17 protein-coding genes are annotated in these 19,340 nt (G+C 70.2%); 10 read left to right on the forward strand and 7 right to left on the reverse strand.

All coding sequences use genetic code 11. The features are described from left to right. Window position 1: 1 nt before the first annotated feature. The 3 genes from ACFWDI_RS05395 (at window position 2) to rsgA (ending at window position 3,413) form a co-directional block, all read left to right on the forward strand. Complete coding sequence (locus ACFWDI_RS05395) at window positions 2-640, forward strand: AmiS/UreI family transporter (RefSeq protein WP_385301453.1); 639 nt, start codon at window positions 2-4, stop codon at window positions 638-640. 24 nt (window positions 641-664) lie between these two features. Further along, entirely contained in the window at window positions 665-1,915 is a 1,251-nt protein-coding gene (fmdA, locus tag ACFWDI_RS05400) for a formamidase (RefSeq protein ID WP_326653435.1), read from the forward strand. Between the two features lie 385 nt (window positions 1,916-2,300). Then, window positions 2,301-3,413: a ribosome small subunit-dependent GTPase A gene (gene rsgA / locus ACFWDI_RS05405; RefSeq protein ID WP_385301454.1), complete on the forward strand. Its 1,113-nt coding sequence runs from the start codon at window positions 2,301-2,303 to the stop codon at window positions 3,411-3,413. A gap of 74 nt (window positions 3,414-3,487) precedes the next feature. Here rsgA and ACFWDI_RS05410 read toward each other — a convergent pair whose 3' ends face one another. From ACFWDI_RS05410 to ACFWDI_RS05425, 4 genes are all read right to left on the reverse strand, one after another. Next, the gene (locus ACFWDI_RS05410) at window positions 3,488-3,853 is read right to left on the reverse strand and encodes a PPOX class F420-dependent oxidoreductase (RefSeq protein ID WP_327326777.1); all 366 of its coding nucleotides are present in this window, start codon (window positions 3,851-3,853) and stop codon (window positions 3,488-3,490) included. Between the two features lie 97 nt (window positions 3,854-3,950). Next, the gene (locus ACFWDI_RS05415) at window positions 3,951-6,305 is read right to left on the reverse strand and encodes a glycoside hydrolase family 95-like protein (protein ID WP_385301456.1); all 2,355 of its coding nucleotides are present in this window, start codon (window positions 6,303-6,305) and stop codon (window positions 3,951-3,953) included. 269 nt (window positions 6,306-6,574) lie between these two features. Continuing rightward, a complete protein-coding gene (locus ACFWDI_RS05420; RefSeq protein WP_385301457.1) occupies window positions 6,575-7,567 on the reverse strand; it encodes a helix-turn-helix domain-containing protein in 993 nt (330 codons plus the stop codon). 175 nt (window positions 7,568-7,742) lie between these two features. Beyond that, a complete protein-coding gene (locus ACFWDI_RS05425; protein ID WP_385301458.1) occupies window positions 7,743-7,937 on the reverse strand; it encodes a hypothetical protein in 195 nt (64 codons plus the stop codon). A gap of 201 nt (window positions 7,938-8,138) precedes the next feature. Here ACFWDI_RS05425 and ACFWDI_RS05430 point away from each other — a divergent pair, with 201 nt between their 5' ends. From ACFWDI_RS05430 to ACFWDI_RS05445, 4 genes are all read left to right on the forward strand, one after another. Beyond that, entirely contained in the window at window positions 8,139-8,867 is a 729-nt protein-coding gene (locus tag ACFWDI_RS05430) for a hypothetical protein (RefSeq protein ID WP_385301459.1), read from the forward strand. A gap of 125 nt (window positions 8,868-8,992) precedes the next feature. Then, the gene (locus ACFWDI_RS05435) at window positions 8,993-10,951 is read left to right on the forward strand and encodes a protein phosphatase 2C domain-containing protein (protein ID WP_385301460.1); all 1,959 of its coding nucleotides are present in this window, start codon (window positions 8,993-8,995) and stop codon (window positions 10,949-10,951) included. A gap of 99 nt (window positions 10,952-11,050) precedes the next feature. Next, complete coding sequence (locus ACFWDI_RS05440) at window positions 11,051-12,793, forward strand: pyruvate dehydrogenase (protein ID WP_385301461.1); 1,743 nt, start codon at window positions 11,051-11,053, stop codon at window positions 12,791-12,793. Window positions 12,794-12,951: 158 nt separating this feature from the next. Beyond that, window positions 12,952-13,410 (forward strand): ATP-binding protein, encoded by a 459-nt coding sequence (locus ACFWDI_RS05445; protein ID WP_385301462.1) that lies wholly within the window; start codon window positions 12,952-12,954, stop codon window positions 13,408-13,410. A 43-nt stretch (window positions 13,411-13,453) separates the two neighbouring features. On the opposite strand, the gene ACFWDI_RS05450 is transcribed toward ACFWDI_RS05445, so the two are convergent. Next, window positions 13,454-14,539, reverse strand: a complete 1,086-nt coding sequence (locus ACFWDI_RS05450) for a DUF2637 domain-containing protein (RefSeq protein ID WP_385301463.1) — start codon at window positions 14,537-14,539, stop codon at window positions 13,454-13,456. A 210-nt stretch (window positions 14,540-14,749) separates the two neighbouring features. Next, entirely contained in the window at window positions 14,750-15,595 is an 846-nt protein-coding gene (locus ACFWDI_RS05455; protein WP_385301464.1) for a (2Fe-2S)-binding protein, read from the reverse strand. 148 nt (window positions 15,596-15,743) lie between these two features. Here ACFWDI_RS05455 and ACFWDI_RS05460 point away from each other — a divergent pair, with 148 nt between their 5' ends. The 3 genes from ACFWDI_RS05460 (at window position 15,744) to ACFWDI_RS05470 (ending at window position 18,796) form a co-directional block, all read left to right on the forward strand. Continuing rightward, window positions 15,744-16,520 (forward strand): GntR family transcriptional regulator, encoded by a 777-nt coding sequence (locus tag ACFWDI_RS05460; RefSeq protein WP_385301465.1) that lies wholly within the window; start codon window positions 15,744-15,746, stop codon window positions 16,518-16,520. A 180-nt stretch (window positions 16,521-16,700) separates the two neighbouring features. Then, complete coding sequence (locus ACFWDI_RS05465) at window positions 16,701-18,326, forward strand: alpha/beta hydrolase (RefSeq protein ID WP_385301466.1); 1,626 nt, start codon at window positions 16,701-16,703, stop codon at window positions 18,324-18,326. Window positions 18,327-18,442: 116 nt separating this feature from the next. Continuing rightward, window positions 18,443-18,796 (forward strand): hypothetical protein, encoded by a 354-nt coding sequence (locus ACFWDI_RS05470; RefSeq protein ID WP_385301467.1) that lies wholly within the window; start codon window positions 18,443-18,445, stop codon window positions 18,794-18,796. Window positions 18,797-18,805: 9 nt separating this feature from the next. Here the strand turns inward: ACFWDI_RS05470 and ACFWDI_RS05475 are convergent, their stop codons facing one another. Next, window positions 18,806-19,318, reverse strand: coding sequence for a protein phosphatase (locus ACFWDI_RS05475; RefSeq protein WP_327326788.1), 513 nt, complete (start codon window positions 19,316-19,318; stop codon window positions 18,806-18,808). Window positions 19,319-19,340 lie beyond the last annotated feature (22 nt).

The following is a 19,340-nucleotide window of genomic DNA, read 5'->3' on the forward strand; positions in this document are numbered from 1 at the left end:
CGTGGGAAACGTGGGACTGCTGTTTGTCGGTGCAGTGCTCTTCATCAACGGAATGCTGTTGCTCGGGAAGGTCGACGCCAAGGCGGCAGCGGTGTTCAACCTGTTCGTCGGCGCACTGCAGGTGCTGACGCCGACTTATCTCATCTTCGTCGCCGCCGGCGAACCCAGAGGGATCCTGGCGGCATCCGGCATCTATCTGTTCGGCTTCACCTACCTGTATGTAGGTGTGGGCCTCCTCGCCGGTCTCGACAGTACCGGCGTCGGCTACTACTCGCTGTTCGTTGCCGTTGCGGCCCTGGGGTACTCGTTCGTCAATTTCCGGGTCTTCAGGGACTACCCGTTCGGGGTCATCTGGCTCTACTGGGCATTCCTGTGGTTCCTGTTCTTCCTGTTGCTCGGTCTCAAGATGGACAGACTCAGAATCTATACAGGCTGGGTCACGGCGATCCAGGGCTGGGTCACCGGCGCGATTCCCGCGGCGCTGCTGCTCTCCGGTTACTGGGTGAGCCCCACCGAAACCGCCATCGCGCTGGCGGTGTTCGGCGTGGTGGTGTTCGGGGCGCTGTGGCCGCTCACCCGGAATTCGCGGCAACCGGCCCCAGCCGCCCCGGCGGCCGGAAGCGTGGGCGCACAAACGTGACGGAATCAGAAACCAGGAGCTGTCATGCCAGAAATCATCTTCAATGTGGACCACAGTAAGTCGATGCGTGACCAGGACGTTCCCGGACACAACAGGTGGCACCCGGACGTCCCCACCGTCGCCATGGTGAAGCCGGGAGCGGAGTTCCGCATGGAATGCCGCGACTGGACCGACTGCCAGGTCGGCAACAACGACACCGCCAACGACGTACGCGACATCGACCTGACCATCCCTCACATGCTCAGCGGTCCGGTAGGCGTGGAGGGCGCCGAACCCGGCGACCTGCTCGTCGTCGACATACTCGACCTCGGCCCCGTGCCGCAGCAGACCGGGGACGCGGCGGGCCAGGGCTGGGGCTACACCGGTATCTTCGCCAAGGCCAACGGCGGCGGCTTCCTGACCGACTATTTCCCGGACGCCTACAAGGCGATATGGGACTTCCACGGACAGCAGGCGGTCTCCCGCCACCTTCCCGGGATCAGCTTCACCGGGATCACCCACCCCGGGCTGTTCGGAACCGCCCCGTCCACCGAGATGCTCGCCCGCTGGAACGCCCGCGAGCAGGCGCTGATCGACACCGACCCGAACCGGGTCCCGCCACTCGCCGTACCGCCGGACAGCACCAACGCACTCGCGGGCACGGCCACCGGAGACCTCGCCACGCGTATCGCCGCGGAAGGCGCACGCACGGTGCCGGCCCGCGAGAACGGAGGCAACCACGACATCAAGAACTTCACCCGCGGTTCTCGGGTCTTCTACCCCGTACACGTCAAGGACGCCAAGCTCTCCGGAGGCGACCTGCACTTCAGCCAGGGCGACGGAGAGATCACCTTCTGCGGCGCCATCGAGATGGGCGGCTTCATCGACTTCCACGTCGACCTGATCAAGGGCGGCATGGAGACGTACGGCATCTCCACCAACCCCGTGTTCATTCCTGGCAACGTCGAGCCGAGGTACACGGAGTTCCTCACCTTCATCGGGATCTCCGTCGACCACGACACGGACACGAACTACTACCTCGACGCGACGCTGGCCTACCGCCGGGCCTGCCTCAACGCCGTCGAGTACTTCAAGAAGTTCGGCTACAGCGGAGAGCAGGCCTACCTGCTGCTCGGCTCTTCCCCCATAGAGGGACGTATCAGCGGCATCGTCGACATCCCCAACGCCTGCTGCTCGTTGTACGTACCCACCGCCATGTTCGACTTCGAGGTCCGTCCCAGCGCCGCCGGACCGATGAAGGCCGACCGAGGCCAGTGCGCGTTGGCCACCGCCTGACCGGACCCCAGCTGCGGCCCCGCGGTCCCGAAGCAACTCGGCCCTGCACATCATCGCCGTTTGCCAGATCCGAGACGGCGGGCCGCGGCCAGGATTCCGCCGGCTGCGGGTGTCGTACGGATGAGCCCCGACAGTTAATCGCTGGCGCCGCGCCCTGGGATGGGGATACGGTTCTGCTCGTTCCGGGGCGCGGCCGTGCGCTGTGCCCGGGGAACCGCGTTGGTGCGTCGAGGAGTAGGAGGTGAGGACATTGATGACTGTCACGGAGACGGGCGTTGCCCGCATTCAGGAGTTCATTGTTCCCACCCCCGTGGTCTCCGGCTGACACTCACACCACTTCCGCGCGCCGAGCGCGCTGCCGGGGCCGCCCTTCGAAGGGTTCCCCTTGTCTCTCTCATCTGTTTCTGCGTCCGCTTCGTCTTCGTCGCACCCGCTGTCGTCCTACGGCTGGGACGGAGGATGGGACGCCGAGTTCGCCCCGTACACCGAGCAGGGTCTGCTGCCGGGCCGAGTCGTACGGGTGGACCGCGGCCAGTGCGATGTCGTCACCACCGACGGACTGGTCCGCGCCGACACCGCGTTCGTCACCCCGCACGATCCACTGCGGGTCATCTGCACCGGTGACTGGGCTGCCGTCGACCGTGACGGCGACCCCCGTTTCGTACGGACGTATCTGCCGCGCCGTACCGCCTTTGTACGCTCCACCTCCTCGAGCCGCTCCGAGGGGCAGATCCTCGCCGCCAACGTCGACCACGCGATCATCGCGGTCTCGCTCGCTGTCGAGCTGGACCTCGGGCGGATCGAGCGGTTCCTCGCGCTGGCGTGGGAGAGCGGTGCGCAGCCGCTCGTCGTGCTCACCAAGGCCGATCTCGTTCCTGATGTGACCGGTCTTTCGTACCTCGTCCAGGACGTGGAGACGACCGCGCCCGGAGTGCAGGTGCTGCCTGTCAGTTCGGCGTCGGGTGAGGGCCTCGATGTGCTCACCGCGGTCCTCTCCGGCGGGACGAGTGTGCTGCTCGGCGCGTCCGGCGCGGGCAAGTCGACGCTCGCCAACGCGCTGCTCGGCGAGGACGTGATGGATGTGCAGGCGACCCGCGACGTCGACGGCAAGGGCCGCCACACCACCACCACCCGCAACCTCCTCGCGCTGCCCGGCGGGGGTGTGCTGATCGACACGCCCGGGCTGCGCGGCGTGGGGCTCTGGGACGCGGAGTCCGGCGTGGGCCAGGTCTTCTCGGAGATCGAGGAACTCGCGGAGAAGTGCCGTTTCCACGACTGTGCGCACGAGTCGGAGCCGGGCTGCGCGGTGCTCGCCGCGATCGACGACGGCTCGCTGCCGGAGCGGCGGCTGGAGAGCTACCGCAAGCTGCTGCGGGAGAACCAGCGCATCGTCGCGAAGACGGACGCGCGGCTGCGCGCGGAAATCCTGCGCGACTGGAAGCAGAAGGGCGCGGAGGGCCGCGCCGCGATGCAGGCGAAGCGTGGCCGGGTGCGCTGAGTGCAGGTGGGACCGGGCTCGGTGACCTCGTGGGTCACCGGGCCCGATGGTCGCTGACGCCGCCCGTTCCGGCCCTACTCCAGGCCCCAGCTGTGGATCTTCCGCGGGTGGATCCGGATCAGCTCCTCGCTGAAGTGCGGGCCCAACTCGTGCGGGCCCGTCAGCAGTTCGGCCTCGCCTCTGATGTCCACCCCGCGCACCTTCCACGGCTGGAGGCTCACGATGTCGTCGACCACCAGCGCCACCTTCGGATTCTCCCGGAGATTGCGCCACTTCTTCGTCGTGCCCAGGGCGTAGCCGCCGACCAGGATCGTCCCGTCCTCCTGCGGGAAGAAACCGACCGGGTTCGCCTGTGGCTGACCCTTCGGGTCGACGGTCGCCAGCCGTCCCAGGCGCTGGGACTGGAGGTACGCGCGCTCGGCGTCGCTGAATTCGGTCATGGATGCAGCCTCACACGCGTACCGCGTCCCCCGCATCGGACGCGGGAACTGGGCGAGTCCTAGGACTTCGGACCGGTCAGGGGCCGGTCAGGGACGGTCAGGCAGGGAGGCCCCACGCCGGGGCAGGCGCGTTCGGAGGTACCGGACGGATCCGCAGGTCCGGGCGGTCCCCACGCGCCGTGATCAGCGCCGACTCGCCCTTCCCCAGCGGGATACGGATCGCACCGTCGCCCGCATCCTCCCACCGCAGCCGCCGGCCCCGCCCGTCGCGGACCTCGATCGGGCCCGCGATGCCGTGGCGCACGGCGCACGGCGCGCCCGCCTCGCTGGTCAGCCGGACCCAGCGGGTCCTGCCCGCCTCCCGTACCGCACTGAGCAGGAACGCTCCCTGCGTACGGAAGTCATGGACGACCAGCTCCCGCCACGCGTCCGGCAGTGCCGGGAAGACCCGGATGACCTCGCCCCACGACTGGCAGACCATGTCGTGCAGCGACTGCGCCGCCGAGAGTGGGGTCTCGATGACCGGGCCCGACTCCTTGTACATGGTGTTGGCCTGGATGAAACGGGTCATCAGTTCGCCGAGGTACTTGAGCGCGTCCTGCCCCTTGCCCAGCAGCGCGGACATGGATGCCGCACCCGTGAACGTATAGCCCTGCAGCGCCCCTTCGAAGCTGACCCAGTGGCTGAGCGACTTCTCGATCAGGGCGCGTTCCTCGGGCGTACGGCCGGTGATCTCGTACAGCGGATACACCGCGAGAAGATGCGAGTAGTGGCGGTGGGACTTCGCGAACGGGACACCGGCGCCGATCATGTAGCCGTTCGCGTCCACCGGATAGGGGACCAGCTTGGCGAGGATCTCCTGCCAGCGGGCGGTCAGAGGGTCGGAGATGCCCAGTTCCGCGGCCGAGTCGATGAGCGTACGGCAGCCCCAGCGCAGCAGCATCAGGTCGTAGTTGCAGTCCGGCGCGTCCACGCCGTACTCCGGCGAGAACGTCGGCGGCAGATGCAGCTTGCCGTCCGGCCCGGGGGTGAGGAAGTGCAGGTAGTAATTGACCGTCTTGCGCAGCAGCGGGAAGAGGAGGTCGCGCAGCAGCGACTCCTCCATGGTGTGGCGGTACGAGAGCCAGACGTTGTGCAGCGCCCAGGTGAGGTTGCCGACCTCGGGGGTGGGCGGGTTCTGGCCGGGGATGCCGACGCCGTAGCCGTTGCCGGACGGAGTGGCGCCGCCGTTGACGAGCCGGGTGTCGGTGGTGCGGGGGATGCCGGCCGAGTCGCCACGGTAGGGGCCCGCGACCTCGGCGGTCAGCTGGGCCCGGAACTCACCCAACGCGCGTGAGACGGCGTCGAGTTCAAGATGGTTCGAGCCATGGATCAGCCAGTACTCCAGCTGGACGTTGAGGTTCCACCAGGTGTTGGGCCAGGGGGTCGACTCCAGCCAGGGCCCGCAAGTGGCCATGACGGGGGCGTCGCGCCGGGCCGCGGAAGCCGTCTTGTACAGCTGGATCCAGTAGAAGCGCTGCAGCCGTGCGTCGGGCAGCGACAGGAAGCTCTTGCGGTAGAAGCGCTCCCACCAGACACGGTGGGGGAGGGCGAGTACGTCGTACGGCGCCGAGGACGCGTCCCGCACCGTGCGCAGCGCACGGTCGAGTGCGGTCGTCCTCGGGAAGGAGTGCGCGACGGACACATACAGCGTCCGCGTCTCCCTGCGGACCCGCTCCTGCCAGGCGGTGACATGCCGGCCGCCCGCGAGCAGCGGCTGGACCGCGGCCGTCAGCTCGCCGTGCTGCTCGACGACGGCCGGTGGATTGCCCGTGTACCCGTCTGGAAGGGGTTTGAAGGCGGCGCGCGGGCTGATGGCATCGGCCGGGTGGAAGACCCAGCGGAAGTTCTTCTCGCCCTCGCTCGGTGTGATCTCGACGGTGAGCAGGGATGTCGTGGTGTGGACGAAGACGCGCAGGCGCAGAGTGCCCGCCGTGGTGGTGAGGCTGCCGGTGAGCTCGGCGCCGCGCAGCCGCAGCCGCCAGTCGAGGCCGGTGATCGTGCCGACGGGCTCGAGCGTGAAGTGGCCGACGGGCAGCCGGGCGAGGCCGAAGAGCGAGCCGAACTCCGGCCGGTGGTCCTGCACTTCGGAGTGCTGGACATTGAAGCGGACGGCGTTCTTTCCGCCGGGCTCGGCGTAGATGCCGGTGCCCAGGTAACCATTGCCGAGATACGGGCCCTCGTACCAGGTCTTCGGCATCATCTGCCAGACGAGATCGGCGTCGTCGAGGACCGTGCGCCAGCTGTCGGTGTGCACCGTGGGAGCGGTGGTGTCTTCCGGGGCGGGCGCGGCCTGCGCCGGGACGGCGGCGGCACCTCCCACCACCAGCGCTCCGCCGATCGCCGTACCGGTGGCAAGGACGGTTCTTCTGGATGGGTCCGGTGCGGTGGACGGGTCTGGTGCAGTGGCCATGACGCCTCCCGGTGGCTCGTACGCAGACATGCCAATTCATCCGAGCTATCCCTCGACGGAAGGTAGGCAGGCGGCGGAAGGCAGTCAATACAGCGGGAGAGATCCGATGTGTCTCTGTCTATCTGGACAGCGTTCAGCAGAGGACAAAAGGCACTTGGCTGGAGGACAAAGGGACACCGGGTCGCGCTGCCCGAGCAGGCCCACCAGCATCACCGTGCCGACCATCGGGAGCTGCCGTGCGCCCATCTGCCAAGGGTGCAGGTTGCTGATCATTCCCGCAGGTCGCGGGCCACCCAGCCCTTCGCGTACGCATGCCAGCCGAGCTGCAGCCGGGTCGTCACGCCGGTCAGCTCCATCAGCCCCTTCACCCGGCGCTGAACGGTCCGCAGCCCGAGATCCAGCTGCTTGGCCACACTCGCGTCCGTCATTCCGGCGAGCAGCAGCGAAAGGATCTCCAGATCCGTGGCATCGGGCCCCGGCGCCTTCTCCTCGTCCACCTCGCCACCCGTGCCGAGCCGCAGCGGCAGCGCCTCCCGCCACACCGCCTCGAACAGACCCGTCAGTGACTCCAGCAGCCCGCTCGCATGCACGACGAGTGCCGCGGGATCGGCCCCGCGCCCGGTCAGCGGGACCATGGCGAGCGTTCGGTCGGCGACCACCAGCTTGGTCGGCACCCGGTCCACCACCCGGACCTGTTCGTCACGGCCCAGCGCCGCGCTCAGTTCGGTGATCCCGTTGGGCAGCGAGAACACCTCGCGCTCGACGACCACCCGGTACCTCACCCCGCGCGTCGCCGCCTTCTCCTCCGCCTCGTTGTCCGTCCCGGTGACCACGACCGGATTTCCGGTGACCAGGGCGCAGACCTCCTCGGTGGCGCCCAACTGCAGCTGTACGAAACGGTGCGCGACGGCACTCGCGCCCGTCACCACCTCGACCAGATCGTGCACGGCCGGAGCGGTGGCCTCCGACCTGAACTCCTGCGCCAGCAGCGCCGCCGCCAGCTCCGCCTGCTCCAGCTCGTGGCGCTGCTGGGTCAGCAGCGCGCCCAGCGCCACGCCGGGCGGAGCCGCCACCCACCGTCCGGTGCCGGCCGAGGACTTCGCGGCAAGGCCCTGCTGCTCCAGCCGTCGCAACGCGCGCTCCGTATCCGTCTCCGGCAGCGCCAGCCGGTGCGCGAGATCGGGGACTTCCGCCGCCCCGAGCGCGACGAGCGCGCGGTACGCCGATTCCTGCCTCTCGTCGAGACCTATCGCTCCCAGCATCTGACCCCACCCCTCCCCGGACGTGCACTTCTTCGGCCGCACTGGCGGAAACCGGCCAAGGCGTATTCCCGCCGCGTACATCATCCCTGCACCGCCCGTCCCTCCGCCAATGTGGCGCCACCGCAGCACCAACAGCCTCCGGCAACAGGGTATTTCATGCCCATCTGTGCCGGATTCAGATGGGGAGAGCGATGCGCCCGATATCGCGTACGGCACTGGGGGCGGCGACCGCCGCCGTCCTGGCCGTCACGACGGTCGCGCCGTCGGCGGCCGCCGGGCCGCAGGACGACACGGCCGCGAAGGGAGCCCTGGCCGGCAGCGATGCCGCCGCACAGCAGGGGGACAGGCCGGCCACAGTCACCCTTGTCACCGGAGACAGGGTCCTGGTGAGCCGCGACCGTGCAGGCACGCCGTCCGCGACCATGCTGCCCCGCGCCGACGGCTCCACCCCGCGCACGGCGTCAGCGTCTCCACGCCGTTCTCGCTGTACGTCGAGCCGGAGACCGTCACCCTGCGCGTCAAACTCGTCGACCGCACCGGAAAGCCCGCCGACGGCGCGTCCTCGCTCGACGTGATCGGCACCGACACCGCCAAGGGCGAGCGCCGCTTCAACGACGGCGCGGCCGACCAGGTCTACCGGCTGCGCCCCGGCGCGTACTTCCTCTCCTCCTTCGTGGACTCGCCGGACATGACGGTCAGATATGTCGGCCGCCCGCAGCTGGACCTGACCAAGGACACCACGGTCGTCCTGGACGCCTGCAAGGCGAAGAGGCTGCGTGTCGAGACCGACCGCAGGAGTGAGACGCGCACCACCACGCTCGCCTTCGACCGCAGCTGGGACGACACCTGGCGGCACGCCGGCACCGTCTCCGGCTCGCGCCTGGTCGCCGGTTACTACGCCGATGTCCAAGGCCACGCGGACGACGGCGAGTTCGAGTTCGGAAGCTACTGGCGCGCCTACGCACCGCTGGTCGAGAAGCTCTCCGTCGTCGGCGGCGGCGATCTGCACCCGGTGGCCGCCGGCCTCGGCTCCGTCAACCTCGACGGCACCGGCGAGGCCGCGGTCGTCGACGCGGGCAAGGGCACGCCCAAGGAGCTCGAGGCCGCGGGCTTGTCGTACTCGTACGACGGCGGTGGGACGTGGACCGAGGCGGCCACGTCCCAGCAGGGCGGCGCATGGACCGCGACCGTGAACCACGCGGGCGCGGCGGGTGAACCGGTCACCCTGAAGGCCGAACTGACGGACGCCAACGGCAACTCCGTCACCCAGCTCGTGGCCGACGCATACGCCGTGCGCTGACCACGAAACGGTCCGCCGGACGTCCTTCCCGTGGGGGGTCGGGGCGCCCGGCGGACCACTTGCCGCATATTTCTTTTTTCGGGATGCCCCGTTTTCGTACGGCCCGTGCGGTGGACAATAAGGGCATGAGTCAGCAGGGGGAGAGGCCCGCCACCGAGGACGAATGGTGGAACCGGCTGTACGACGAGTCCGCCCCGGACATCGGTCCCGCGGCGCCCACGCGCGACACGCTGGACGACCGTTTCGACTCCGCGGCGGATGCGGTGGCCGCGGAGAGCACACCCGAGCCGGCGGAGCCGGACGACCCCCGCGGTCCGGGCGATCGCGGCAGATGGCGCCCCCGCGCCTGGTGGGAGACGCGCCCCACGGATGCGGCGGCGCCCGCCGAGCCGGACATCCCGCACCGTCCTGCGACGCCGCCACGGCAACGCGCGGCGTGGGAGCGGCCGACCGCCTCCGACCAGCCGCCCACATTCCGGCCGGCTTCGCCGCCCGAGCCGCCCCGGCCGGATGCGGCGTCCCGGGAGGCAGCCCGCCTGCCGCGGCCCGACGTCGCACCGCGCGGAGAGCCCGAGCCGCCCCGGCCGGATGCCGCCTCCAGGGGGGAAGCCCCGCCGCCGCGGCCCGACGTCGCACCGCCCCGGGAACCAGCCCGGCCGCAGCGGCCGGAGGTCCCGCGCGCGCAACTGCCGGTCCCGGCAGAGAACTTCGACGCCGCGCCCGCCGCCCCCGTAGCGCCCGGCCATCCGGCCACCAGGCCGGACGCGGTACGCGACATTCCCCCGGTTTCCGGCGTAGAGCCGTCCCGGCGTGAAGGCCCGCCCGGACGAGCGACCGCCCCGGACGAGCACTTCGAGGACGCGCCCGCCCCTTCGGCACCGCACCCGCCCGTACCGCCGCGGGTTTCCGCGGAGCCGCCCCCGCCCGCCCCCGCGGCACGGCACGCAGCGCCCGTACCGCCGCAAGGCCTCGAGGCACCGAGCTCCACGCCCGTACCGCCGCTGGTTTCCGCGGAGCCACACCTGCCCGCCCCGCCGCAGACTGCCGCGGAGCCGCCCCTGCCGCCGCCCGACGCGGGTCTCGTGCAGCCGCGTCCCTACGTCGCGTACGTCGGTGGCGGACCGCCCACCTATGACGCCGAGCCCACCGCGCTGCCCGCGGCCCAGCCGCATGAGCTGGACAACCTCGTCGCCGACACCGTGCTCGACGGGGCCCATTACGGCACGTACACCCTGCGCGCCGCCTCCGTCCGCGGGGACTCCGCGCGCTACCGCGGCGAGCCGCGCCGCGACGCCCTGCTCACCGCGCGCTTCGGCAGCGGCGAGGCCGCGCTCGTCCTGGTCGCCGTGGCCAGCGGTGCCCGCGCCGCCGAAGGGGCCCATCTCGCCGCCGCCGACGCCTGCCGCTGGATAGGCGGTGCCGTCGGCCGCAGCCACGCCCGCCTCGCCGAGGACATCCGGGCCGGCCGCCGGGGCGATCTCAAGTCGGGTCTGCACCGGCTCACCGACCGCAGCTTCGGCAAGCTGCGCGCCCGCGCCGCCGAGCTCGGCGTGGAACCCGAGGAGTACACCGCGAACCTCCGGTGTCTGCTGCTCTCCGCCGACCCCGAGTGCCGTACGCGCGTGTTCTTCGGAGTGGGCGGCGGCGGTCTCTTCCGCCTTCGCGGCGGCGCCTGGCAGGACATCGAGCCGCATGTCCCCGAGCCCGCCGCGGTGACCGGAGAACCCGTCGTCGGATATGGCTCGGCGCCCGCCGACACGCCCGCCGAGACCCCCGACGGCGACCGGCTCACCATGGACCTGGGGATCGCGACGGCCCCGTCCCCGTACATCGAGGCCCCGCCACCGCCACCCGCCGAACCGTTCCGATTCCGCGCCTCCGTGGCCCGCCCCGGTGACACCCTGCTGCTGTGCAGCAGCGGACTGGCCGAGCCGCTGCGCGGGGAGGCCGCCCTGGCCGAGGTGCTCGCCGAGCGCTGGGCGCCCGCCCGGCCGCCGGGCCTGGCGACGTTCCTCGCCGACACCCAGCTGAGGGTGAAGGGATACGCCGACGATCGTACGGCTGTCGCAGTCTGGGAGGCGTAACCGCATCCGGCATGGGTTGATGGACCTTCAGGCCCGAAGCGGGCCGAAGCAGGCCGAAGCGGGCCGAAGCAGGCCCGAAGCCGAGAAAGGGTGCGTCCCATGGCCAAGCAGAACGTGGCGGAGCAGTTCGTCGACATCCTCGTCCGCGCCGGTGTCCAGCGGCTGTACGGAGTCGTCGGCGACAGTCTCAACCCCGTCGTCGACGCCATCCGCCGCAACTCCGCCATCGACTGGATCCAGGTCAGGCACGAGGAGGTCGCCGCCTTCGCGGCCGGCGCCGAGGCACAGATCACCGGGAAGCTCGCCGCCTGCGCCGGCTCCTGCGGCCCCGGCAACCTCCACCTCATCAACGGTCTGTACGACGCCCATCGCTCCATGGCGCCCGTACTCGCGCTCGCCTCGCACATCCCCTCCGGCGAGATCGGCCTCGGCTACTTCCAGGAGACCCACCCCGACCAGTTGTTCCGCGAGTGCAGCCACTACTGCGAGATGATCTCCAACCCGCAGCAGATGCCTCGCCTCGTGCAGACCGCGATCCAGCACGCGATCGGCCGGAGCGGTGTCAGCGTCGTCTCGCTCCCCGGCGACATCGCATCGCACGCCGCCCCGGAGAAGTCGATCGAGCACGCACTGGTCACCTCACGCCCCACCGTACGACCGGGGGACACCGAGATCGACAAACTGGTGCAGATGATCGACGAGGCGAAGCGGGTCACGCTCTTCTGCGGCAGCGGTACGGCGGGCGCGCACGCCGAGGTCATGCAGTTTGCGGAGCGCATCAAGTCCCCGGTCGGGCACGCGCTGCGCGGCAAGGAGTGGATTCAGTACGACAACCCGTACGACGTGGGCATGAGCGGACTGCTCGGCTACGGCGCTGCCTACGAGGCCACCCACGAGTGCGATCTGCTGATCCTGCTCGGCACGGACTTCCCGTACAACGCCTTCCTCCCCGACGACGTCAAGATCGCCCAGGTCGATGTCAGGCCCGAACACCTCGGCCGCCGCTCCAAGCTCGACCTGGCCGTCTGGGGCGATGTGCGCGAGACACTGCGCTGTATCACGCCGCGCGTGCGCGCCAAGTCGGACCGCAGGTTCCTCGACAAGATGCTGAAGAAGCACGCCGACGCGCTCGAGGGCGTGATCAAGGCGTACACCCGCAAGGTGGAGAAGCACACCCCGATCCATCCCGAGTACGTCGCCTCCGTGCTGGACGAACTCGCCGACCAGGACGCGGTGTTCACCGTGGACACGGGCATGTGCAATGTGTGGGCGGCCCGCTATATCTCGCCCAACGGCCGCCGCAGGATCATCGGTTCGTTCAGCCATGGCTCGATGGCGAACGCTCTGCCGCAGGCGATCGGCGCACAGTTCATCGACCGGAACCGCCAGGTCGTCTCGATGTCGGGGGACGGCGGTTTCGCCATGCTGATGGGCGACTTCCTCACCCTCGTCCAGTACGACCTGCCGGTGAAAATCGTCCTGTTCAACAACTCCTCTCTGAGCATGGTGGAGCTGGAGATGCTGGTGGCGGGACTTCCGTCGTACGGAACCACCAACCGCAACACCGACTTCGCGGCGATCGCGCGGGCGGCGGGGGCGTACGGCGTACGGGTGGAGAAGCCGAAGCAGCTCGCGGGCGCGCTGAAGGACGCTTTCAGGCACAAGGGCCCGGCACTCGTGGATGTGGTCACCGACCCGAACGCGCTCTCCATCCCGCCGAAGATCAGCGCCGAGATGGTGACGGGCTTCGCGCTCTCCGCCAGCAAGATCGTGCTGGACGGTGGCGTGGGCCGCATGGTCCAGATGGCGCGCTCGAATCTGCGGAACGTGCCGAGGCCCTGACGCCCGGGACGGACTTCGTCTCGACGGCCCTGGTTCGTTGATGAATGGACATGAGTGGCGTTCCCCGCGTGGGGCATGCATCTCGTGAACATGTTCGGCAGAAGGGGTAGTTCCGAGAAAACCGGAGAAAGGGTCGTTTCGACGTGCGGGTGGGGATGATGACTGGGCGTCAGGGAGGGGCCGATCCTGCCGCAAGCGGGCATGGCCGGGAACCTGGGGCGGAAGGAGAACCGGAGAGCCGGCAGCACCGCCGATTAGGGTGCGCGGATCTTACGTCCGTTCCGGAAGTACGACGTGCGCTGCGGGACTTGCTGCGGCACTGGGGGAAACCGGACGCGGCAGATGTGGCGGAGCTGCTCGCGAGCGAGCTGGTGACCAATGCGCTGATCCATACCGATCACGGAGCGGTGGTCACGGCCACCGTCGCCGCTTCCACACTCCGTGTGGAGGTGCGGGATTTCATGGCCGGACTGCCTGTGCTGCGTGTACCGGTCGGCCAACTCGGCACGAACGGCAGGGGACTCGTCCTGGTGCAGAGCCTCGCCGACGCGTGGGGTGTACGGACACACGGCGTGGGCAAGGTGGTCTGGTTCGAGCTGTACGAAGGGCCGGCCTGACAGTCGCAGGCCGGCCTTCGCGTGAATCCTCCTGACCGTGCGCTCAGCCGAACTGCCGCTCCAGATCAGTGAGCTTCTGCTCCAGAGAGTCCAGCCGCGGCAGCGTCTGGGTGTCGTCCTCGGCGGTGAGGTCGACCGTGCGCTGCTCAGAGCCGTCGGTCATCTTCACGGCCTGGAGAGAGGGCCGGGGGCGAAGAGGCAGTTGTCCCGGCTCCGGCAGGGCCGGCTCCGCGGCGGATCCGGCAGTGCCGGAGACGGCCTGCGCCGAACCAGTCGCGGAGCCCAGGGCGGGAAGCTCCGAAGACAGCTCGGGCATCCGGTGGGTGCGTCCGCGCCCCCAGGCCCGGTGCTGCCGGCTGAGCGCCCTGATCTGCGCCCGCTCCAGCTTCTCCCGGCCCCGCCGGCGGAGTCGGTCCTGCTCCTTCTCCCGGCGGTCCTCGCGGACCTCGTCGACCGCCTGGTCCAGGGTGCGTACGCCCTCCAGAAGCATCAGCGACCAGGCGCCGAAGGTCTCCCGGGGAGCGCGCAGCCAGCGCACGACGCGGATCTGCGGCAGCGGCCGGGGCACCAGGCCCTGCTCGCGCAGCGCCGCCCGGCGAGTCTGCTTGAGCGCCCGGTCGAACAGGACCGCGGCCGACAGCGACATCCCGGAGAAGAACTGAGGGGCGCCGTCATGGCCGAACCCCCGTGGTGCGTGTACCCAGTTGAACCACGCTGCCGCGCCCGCGAACAACCACACCAGCATCCGCGAGCCGAGCGCCGCGTCGCCGTGGCTGGCCTCGCGCACCGCGAGCACCGAGCAGAACATCGCCGCGCCGTCGAGCCCGAAGGGGACCAGATACTCCCAGCCCCCGCTGAGGTTGAGATTCTGCTGGCCGAAGCCGACGAGGCCGTGGAAGGAGAGTGCGGCGGCGACCGCGGCACAGCAGAACAGGAGCACATAGGAGGCCGTGCCGTAGACCGCCTCCTTGCGCCTTCGGCGCTCCTCGCTGCGCTCCCAGGAGTCCTCGGACGAGGCCTTGTCGCCGGTGCGCTTGCCGCGCGCGAGCACCGTCACCGCGACCAGGACTCCCAGGAGCATCACGCTGCCAGGAAGCAGCCAGTCCAGCGATATGTCGGTCAGTCTCATGGGCGGTGTCCCTTGCATCGCGGTAGTGCGTTTCGGCCGCCATAGTGTCCGAAGTCGCGGCCTGCCCAAGGGGTTTCGGGTCAAGAGAATGCCAATGGGGCTGTACGACATACGGATAGGTGCGATCTCGTCGAACTACCGTATGGATAAGGGGAGTTGGTTCGATTTACCTCACCCGGTCGGATGGCGTGACGCAGGGCGTGCGGGAGATCAGAAGCTCGGCTGGAGCTTCCTCACGCGGTCGGCGTCGCACGTACGCGGACAGGTGACGCAGGTGTCCTCGGGCCGGAGCGTGTAGAAGAGGCAGCAGCCGGCCCGGTCACGGGTCGGCAGCTGCTCGCCGTTCGGCCCGGTGAGCTCACGGAAGCCGGCGGTACCGACGTACGGCTCGGTGGCGCCCGGCAGCAGCCGCTCGAGCTCCAGTACGGCACGCCGCTCCTCGCCGAGCAGATGCGCGATGTACCAGAGGCCCTCGGCGATCTCGTCGGTCGCCATGCCCCACAGCGCACGCCTGCCGCGCCGCATCCGCGGCCGGAAGCCGTCCAGGACGGGCCCGATGTGCTCGGCGACGGCGGAGCGTACCTCGGCACGGAGCGCTTCCTCGTCCTGTACGGCACGGGCGCCGGGCAGCTGCGCGGCGGGGTCGTCCGGCAGGCAGGCGAATTCCCTCACCCGTACCGTCATCTGCCCCGCCACGCGTTGGAAGGCGACATCCTCGACGGGCACCCGCGGCACCCGGCGGTACAGAAACCAGGGAACCGTGATCAGCAGACAGGCCGGCCAGGCGTAACGGTGCAGACCGAAGCCGGCGATCACATCGGGGCGGGCCTGCTGTCCGTAGTCCCGCAGGACCTGTGCGTTGTCCCAGGCGAGGAAGTCGTCGAGCGCGGGCCCACCGGCCGCGAGCTCGTCCGCGCCCACCCAGCCGGCGCCGGACGGGGCCTGCTCGTCGTCCATGAGCTCCCGTACGCGCAGCCCGGGGTAGACCTCGGCCAGGCGGGCATACGCGTCCTCGACGGGTGAGGTGAGGGCGGGCAGCAGAGCGGGAACGGTCATGCAGGGACCACCGTATCGCGATCATTAGCAGGTTAGCCTTACCTTACCCGACGCGATCGATGTTTGAACTGTGGCCCCGTCCGCCTATCGTGCTCACGGGCCCTGGATTTGCCAGCCGGGCCCGGCACCCGGCCGGAGGAGGACTCGAGTGGAGCAGGCCCGAGCGCGCGATGCCGCGACGCCGCAGCCGTACGCGTCCGCGCACGTCCCCGAACAGGCAGGTGGCGGGCAGCCCGCGCGTCCCCTCATCCCGGAACAGGCCCGGGGCGAGCACACCCACAGCGAGCCGCCCGCGCCCCGCACGGTTCAGCGCCATTCGGTCCGCGGCCAGATCCTCGAAGCCCTGCGCACCGCCCTCGTCGACGGCGAGCTGATCCCGGGCGAGGTCTACTCGGCCCCGGTCCTCGGCGAGCGCTTCGGCGTCTCGGCGACCCCGGTACGCGAGGCGATGCAGCAGCTGGCGATCGAGGGCGCGGTCGAGGTGGTCCCCAACCGCGGCTTCCGCGTCGCGGTACGCAGCGCCCGCGAGCTGGCCGAGCTCGCCGAGGTCCGCGCCATGCTCGAGGTCCCGGTCATGCTCCGCCTGGCCCGCACGGTCCCCGCCACCCGCTGGGCGGCGCTGCGCCCGCTGGCCGACGCGACGGCAGCGGCGGCGGCGACGGGCGACCGCGCGGCGTACGCGGAGACGGACCGCGCCTTCCACCGCGCGGTACTCACCCTGTCCGGAAACCAGCAACTGGTGATGGTGGCGGACGACCTCCACCGCCGCTCCCAGTGGCCGCTGGCGAGCGCACCGGTCACCCGCAGGGCTGACCTGGTGGCGGACGCGGCGGAACACATGGCGCTGCTGGAGGCCCTGGTGGCGCAGGACCTGGCGGTGGTGCAGTCGCTGGTGCGGGAGCACTTCACCGGCGCGGACGGCTGACGGCATCCACCCGACGCTGGTCTCGGCCGACGATGTACGCGCCCTCGAGCAGCTCGGCGCATTCGGCCGCGGTTGGCTTGTGCGCCCCGTCGGGCCGCGGTGCTGTTGATGCGGATGCGTGCCGACGTCCAGGGCGTTGGTGTCATCGGGCGCTCAGCCGTGAAGGCGGAGGAACAGAGTATGCGCATACCCAGATGCACAGCGGGCCGCCGGCGTTGTGCCGCGGCCACCGCCGCGGCGGTGATCTGCTCGACGGTATTCACCGGGCCGGACCTCGCCGCGGCCGGCGGCGCGCCGATACCTTCGGTGCCCGCCCCGAAGCTGGACTGGAGACCCTGCGTCCAGGGCAGTCCGTTCGACTGCGCGACCGCGAAGGTGCCGCTGGACTACCGCGACCCCGGTCGTCGCACCATCGAGCTGGCAGTCGTCAAACGGAAGGCAACCGGCCCCGGACGGCGCATCGGCACTCTGTTCTTCAACCCCGGCGGACCCGGCGGGCCCGGAACGGTGCAGATGCCACAGAATTACGAGTTCTTCCCGCGCGAGGTGCGGGAGCGGTTCGACATCGTCAGCTGGGACCCCCGCGGGATCGGCAGCAGCACCGCGGTGAACTGCTTCGACAGCCGCAAGGAAGCCGACGCGTGGAATGCGAGCAAACCGGCCGGCTTCCCGGTGGGCGAACAGCAGCGGAAGACCTGGATCGCCGCGTACAAGGATCTGGCCCGGCGCTGTCAGCAGCGTGACCCCGAGCTCCTGCGCCATGTGGCGACCGCCGACACCGCTCGCGACCTCGACCAGCTCCGCCGGGCGGTGGGCGACCCACAACTCACCTACCTCGGGATCTCCTACGGCACGTTCCTGGGCGCCACCTACGCCAACCTCTTCCCCGGCAAGGTCCGCGCTATGGTTCTTGACAGCAACGTCGACCCGCAGGCCTGGACCCACGCCTCCGACGACGACCCCCGGCTCACGACATTCCTGCGCATGGGCGCGGACCGCGGCGCGGCAGCAGTCCTCGACAAGTTCCTCGCCCTCTGCGGGTCCGCCACCACCGCCCGCTGCGCCTTCTCCGCCGGCAGCCCCAAAGCGACCCGGGACAAGTTCGACCAGCTGATGCGGCGGCTGAGGGGGCATCCCCTGGGTGCATGGACCTATGGCCGTACGGTCGGTGACGTCGTGAACAGCCTCTACATTGTCCACCCCGGGTGGACGGGCCTCGCCGGCAGGCTGCAGAACCTGTGGCAGGGCCGCGTTCCGGAGCCGTCCCCTCTCCCGCCCCCACCACCGGTCCCGAATCCGAATCCGTACCTGGGCGATGAACAGGCCGGTGCGGTGTTCTGCAGCGACAGCCCCAATCCGCGTGACCCCGCTGCCTACCACGCCATGGAGGAGGCCGGCGCGACCCGTGCGGGCGACGCCGGACGCTTCTGGGCCTGGGCCGCCGAGGGGTGTGCCGACTGGCCGGCCACCGTGGCCAACAGCTATCGCGGCCCGTGGAACAAGCCGACGGCGCACCCCGTCCTGCTGGTCGGCACCACCTACGACCCCGCCACCCCCTTCTCGGGCACCCAGGCCATGGCCAGGGAACTGGCCAACGCCCGCCTGCTCACCCACAACGGATACGGGCACACCGCGCTGCTCAACCCCAGCAGCTGCGTCAGGAATTACGAGAGCCGCTACCTCATCGATGGCACCCTCCCCCCGGTCGGAACAACGTGCCTGCAGGACACGCCTCCCTTCTCCGCACCCAAGCCGAGCGGTGGCGTCGCCACCGGGGGCGGAGCGATGGCCGGCACCGTCTCCTGAGTCCGGCTCCGGGCAATTCCCCAGGGGCACGTCGGTACGACCGTGCGCGCGGATGTCGGTCTGCTGCATTATTCTGTGCCGCCGTTGACGAAGTCCGAACAAACGGGGGGACATTCATGTCCGCGGAGCTGCCGGAGCCATCCATACCCGACGAGGCGTGGGAGGAGTTCCAGCGCGAGAGCGAAGGGCCCGCACGCCTCGCCGCGCCGAAGGAGCCCTCCGCGCGGGCGCGGATGGTGACCGAGCGGCTGCGGCTCGAGGACGAGGCGGCCGCCCGGCGGCAGCGCCGTCCGCGCGGGTGGGGGAGGAAGGCAGCGGTGCGCGCGGAGCCCGAGGCGTGGCGGGCTTGGCCGTCCCGGCAGCGGCAGGCGCGCAGGCGGCGGGCCTGGGGAGTCTTCTGGGTGGTCGTGACCGTCGTCGTCCTGCTGCTCGTCATGAATCCGGAGAGGACGCTGTCCTGGCTGGTGTGAGCCGGGGGCTCAGGGCGGCGACTCCAGGCCGGTCAGCAGTGAGGCGATGTCCAGCCCGGTCATGAGGTATCGCTCGAAGGCGAGGTTGTGCAGGGCGTACGAGGAGCGTCGGCGCCGGATCAGGTCGATCGCCCCCGCGCCGTCGTGGCCGAGCTCGATCAGCGTCTGGGCCACCACCAGGCCCGATCTGTTGTAGCCGGAGTAGCAGCGCACGAGCACGGTGCGCCCGGCGCGTACCGCATCGGCGGCCAGCACGGCCAGCCCGCGGACCCGGTCGATCTGCTCGGAGGTCAGCCAGTCGTCCGGGATCGGGGCGACATGGTGTTCGACCCCGTCCGGCGGACCGTGGCCGACGCGGGTGAACAGGCTGATCACCAGGTCGAATTCGCGTTCCACAACAGCATTGAGGCGCCGGTTCCTGTCGTCCTCCCAGACATGGCCACCCATCCAGAGGCCGGTCGTGATCTCGTCCCAGGGCGATCGGGGATCCGGAACGTGGTGGTCCGGGCGACGTGCCTTCACTGAACCCTCCCTTTGCGGGGAG

It is taken from the genome of Streptomyces sp. NPDC060064 (genome assembly GCF_042736455.1).
Taxonomy (GTDB): Bacteria; Actinomycetota; Actinomycetes; order Streptomycetales; family Streptomycetaceae; genus Streptomyces.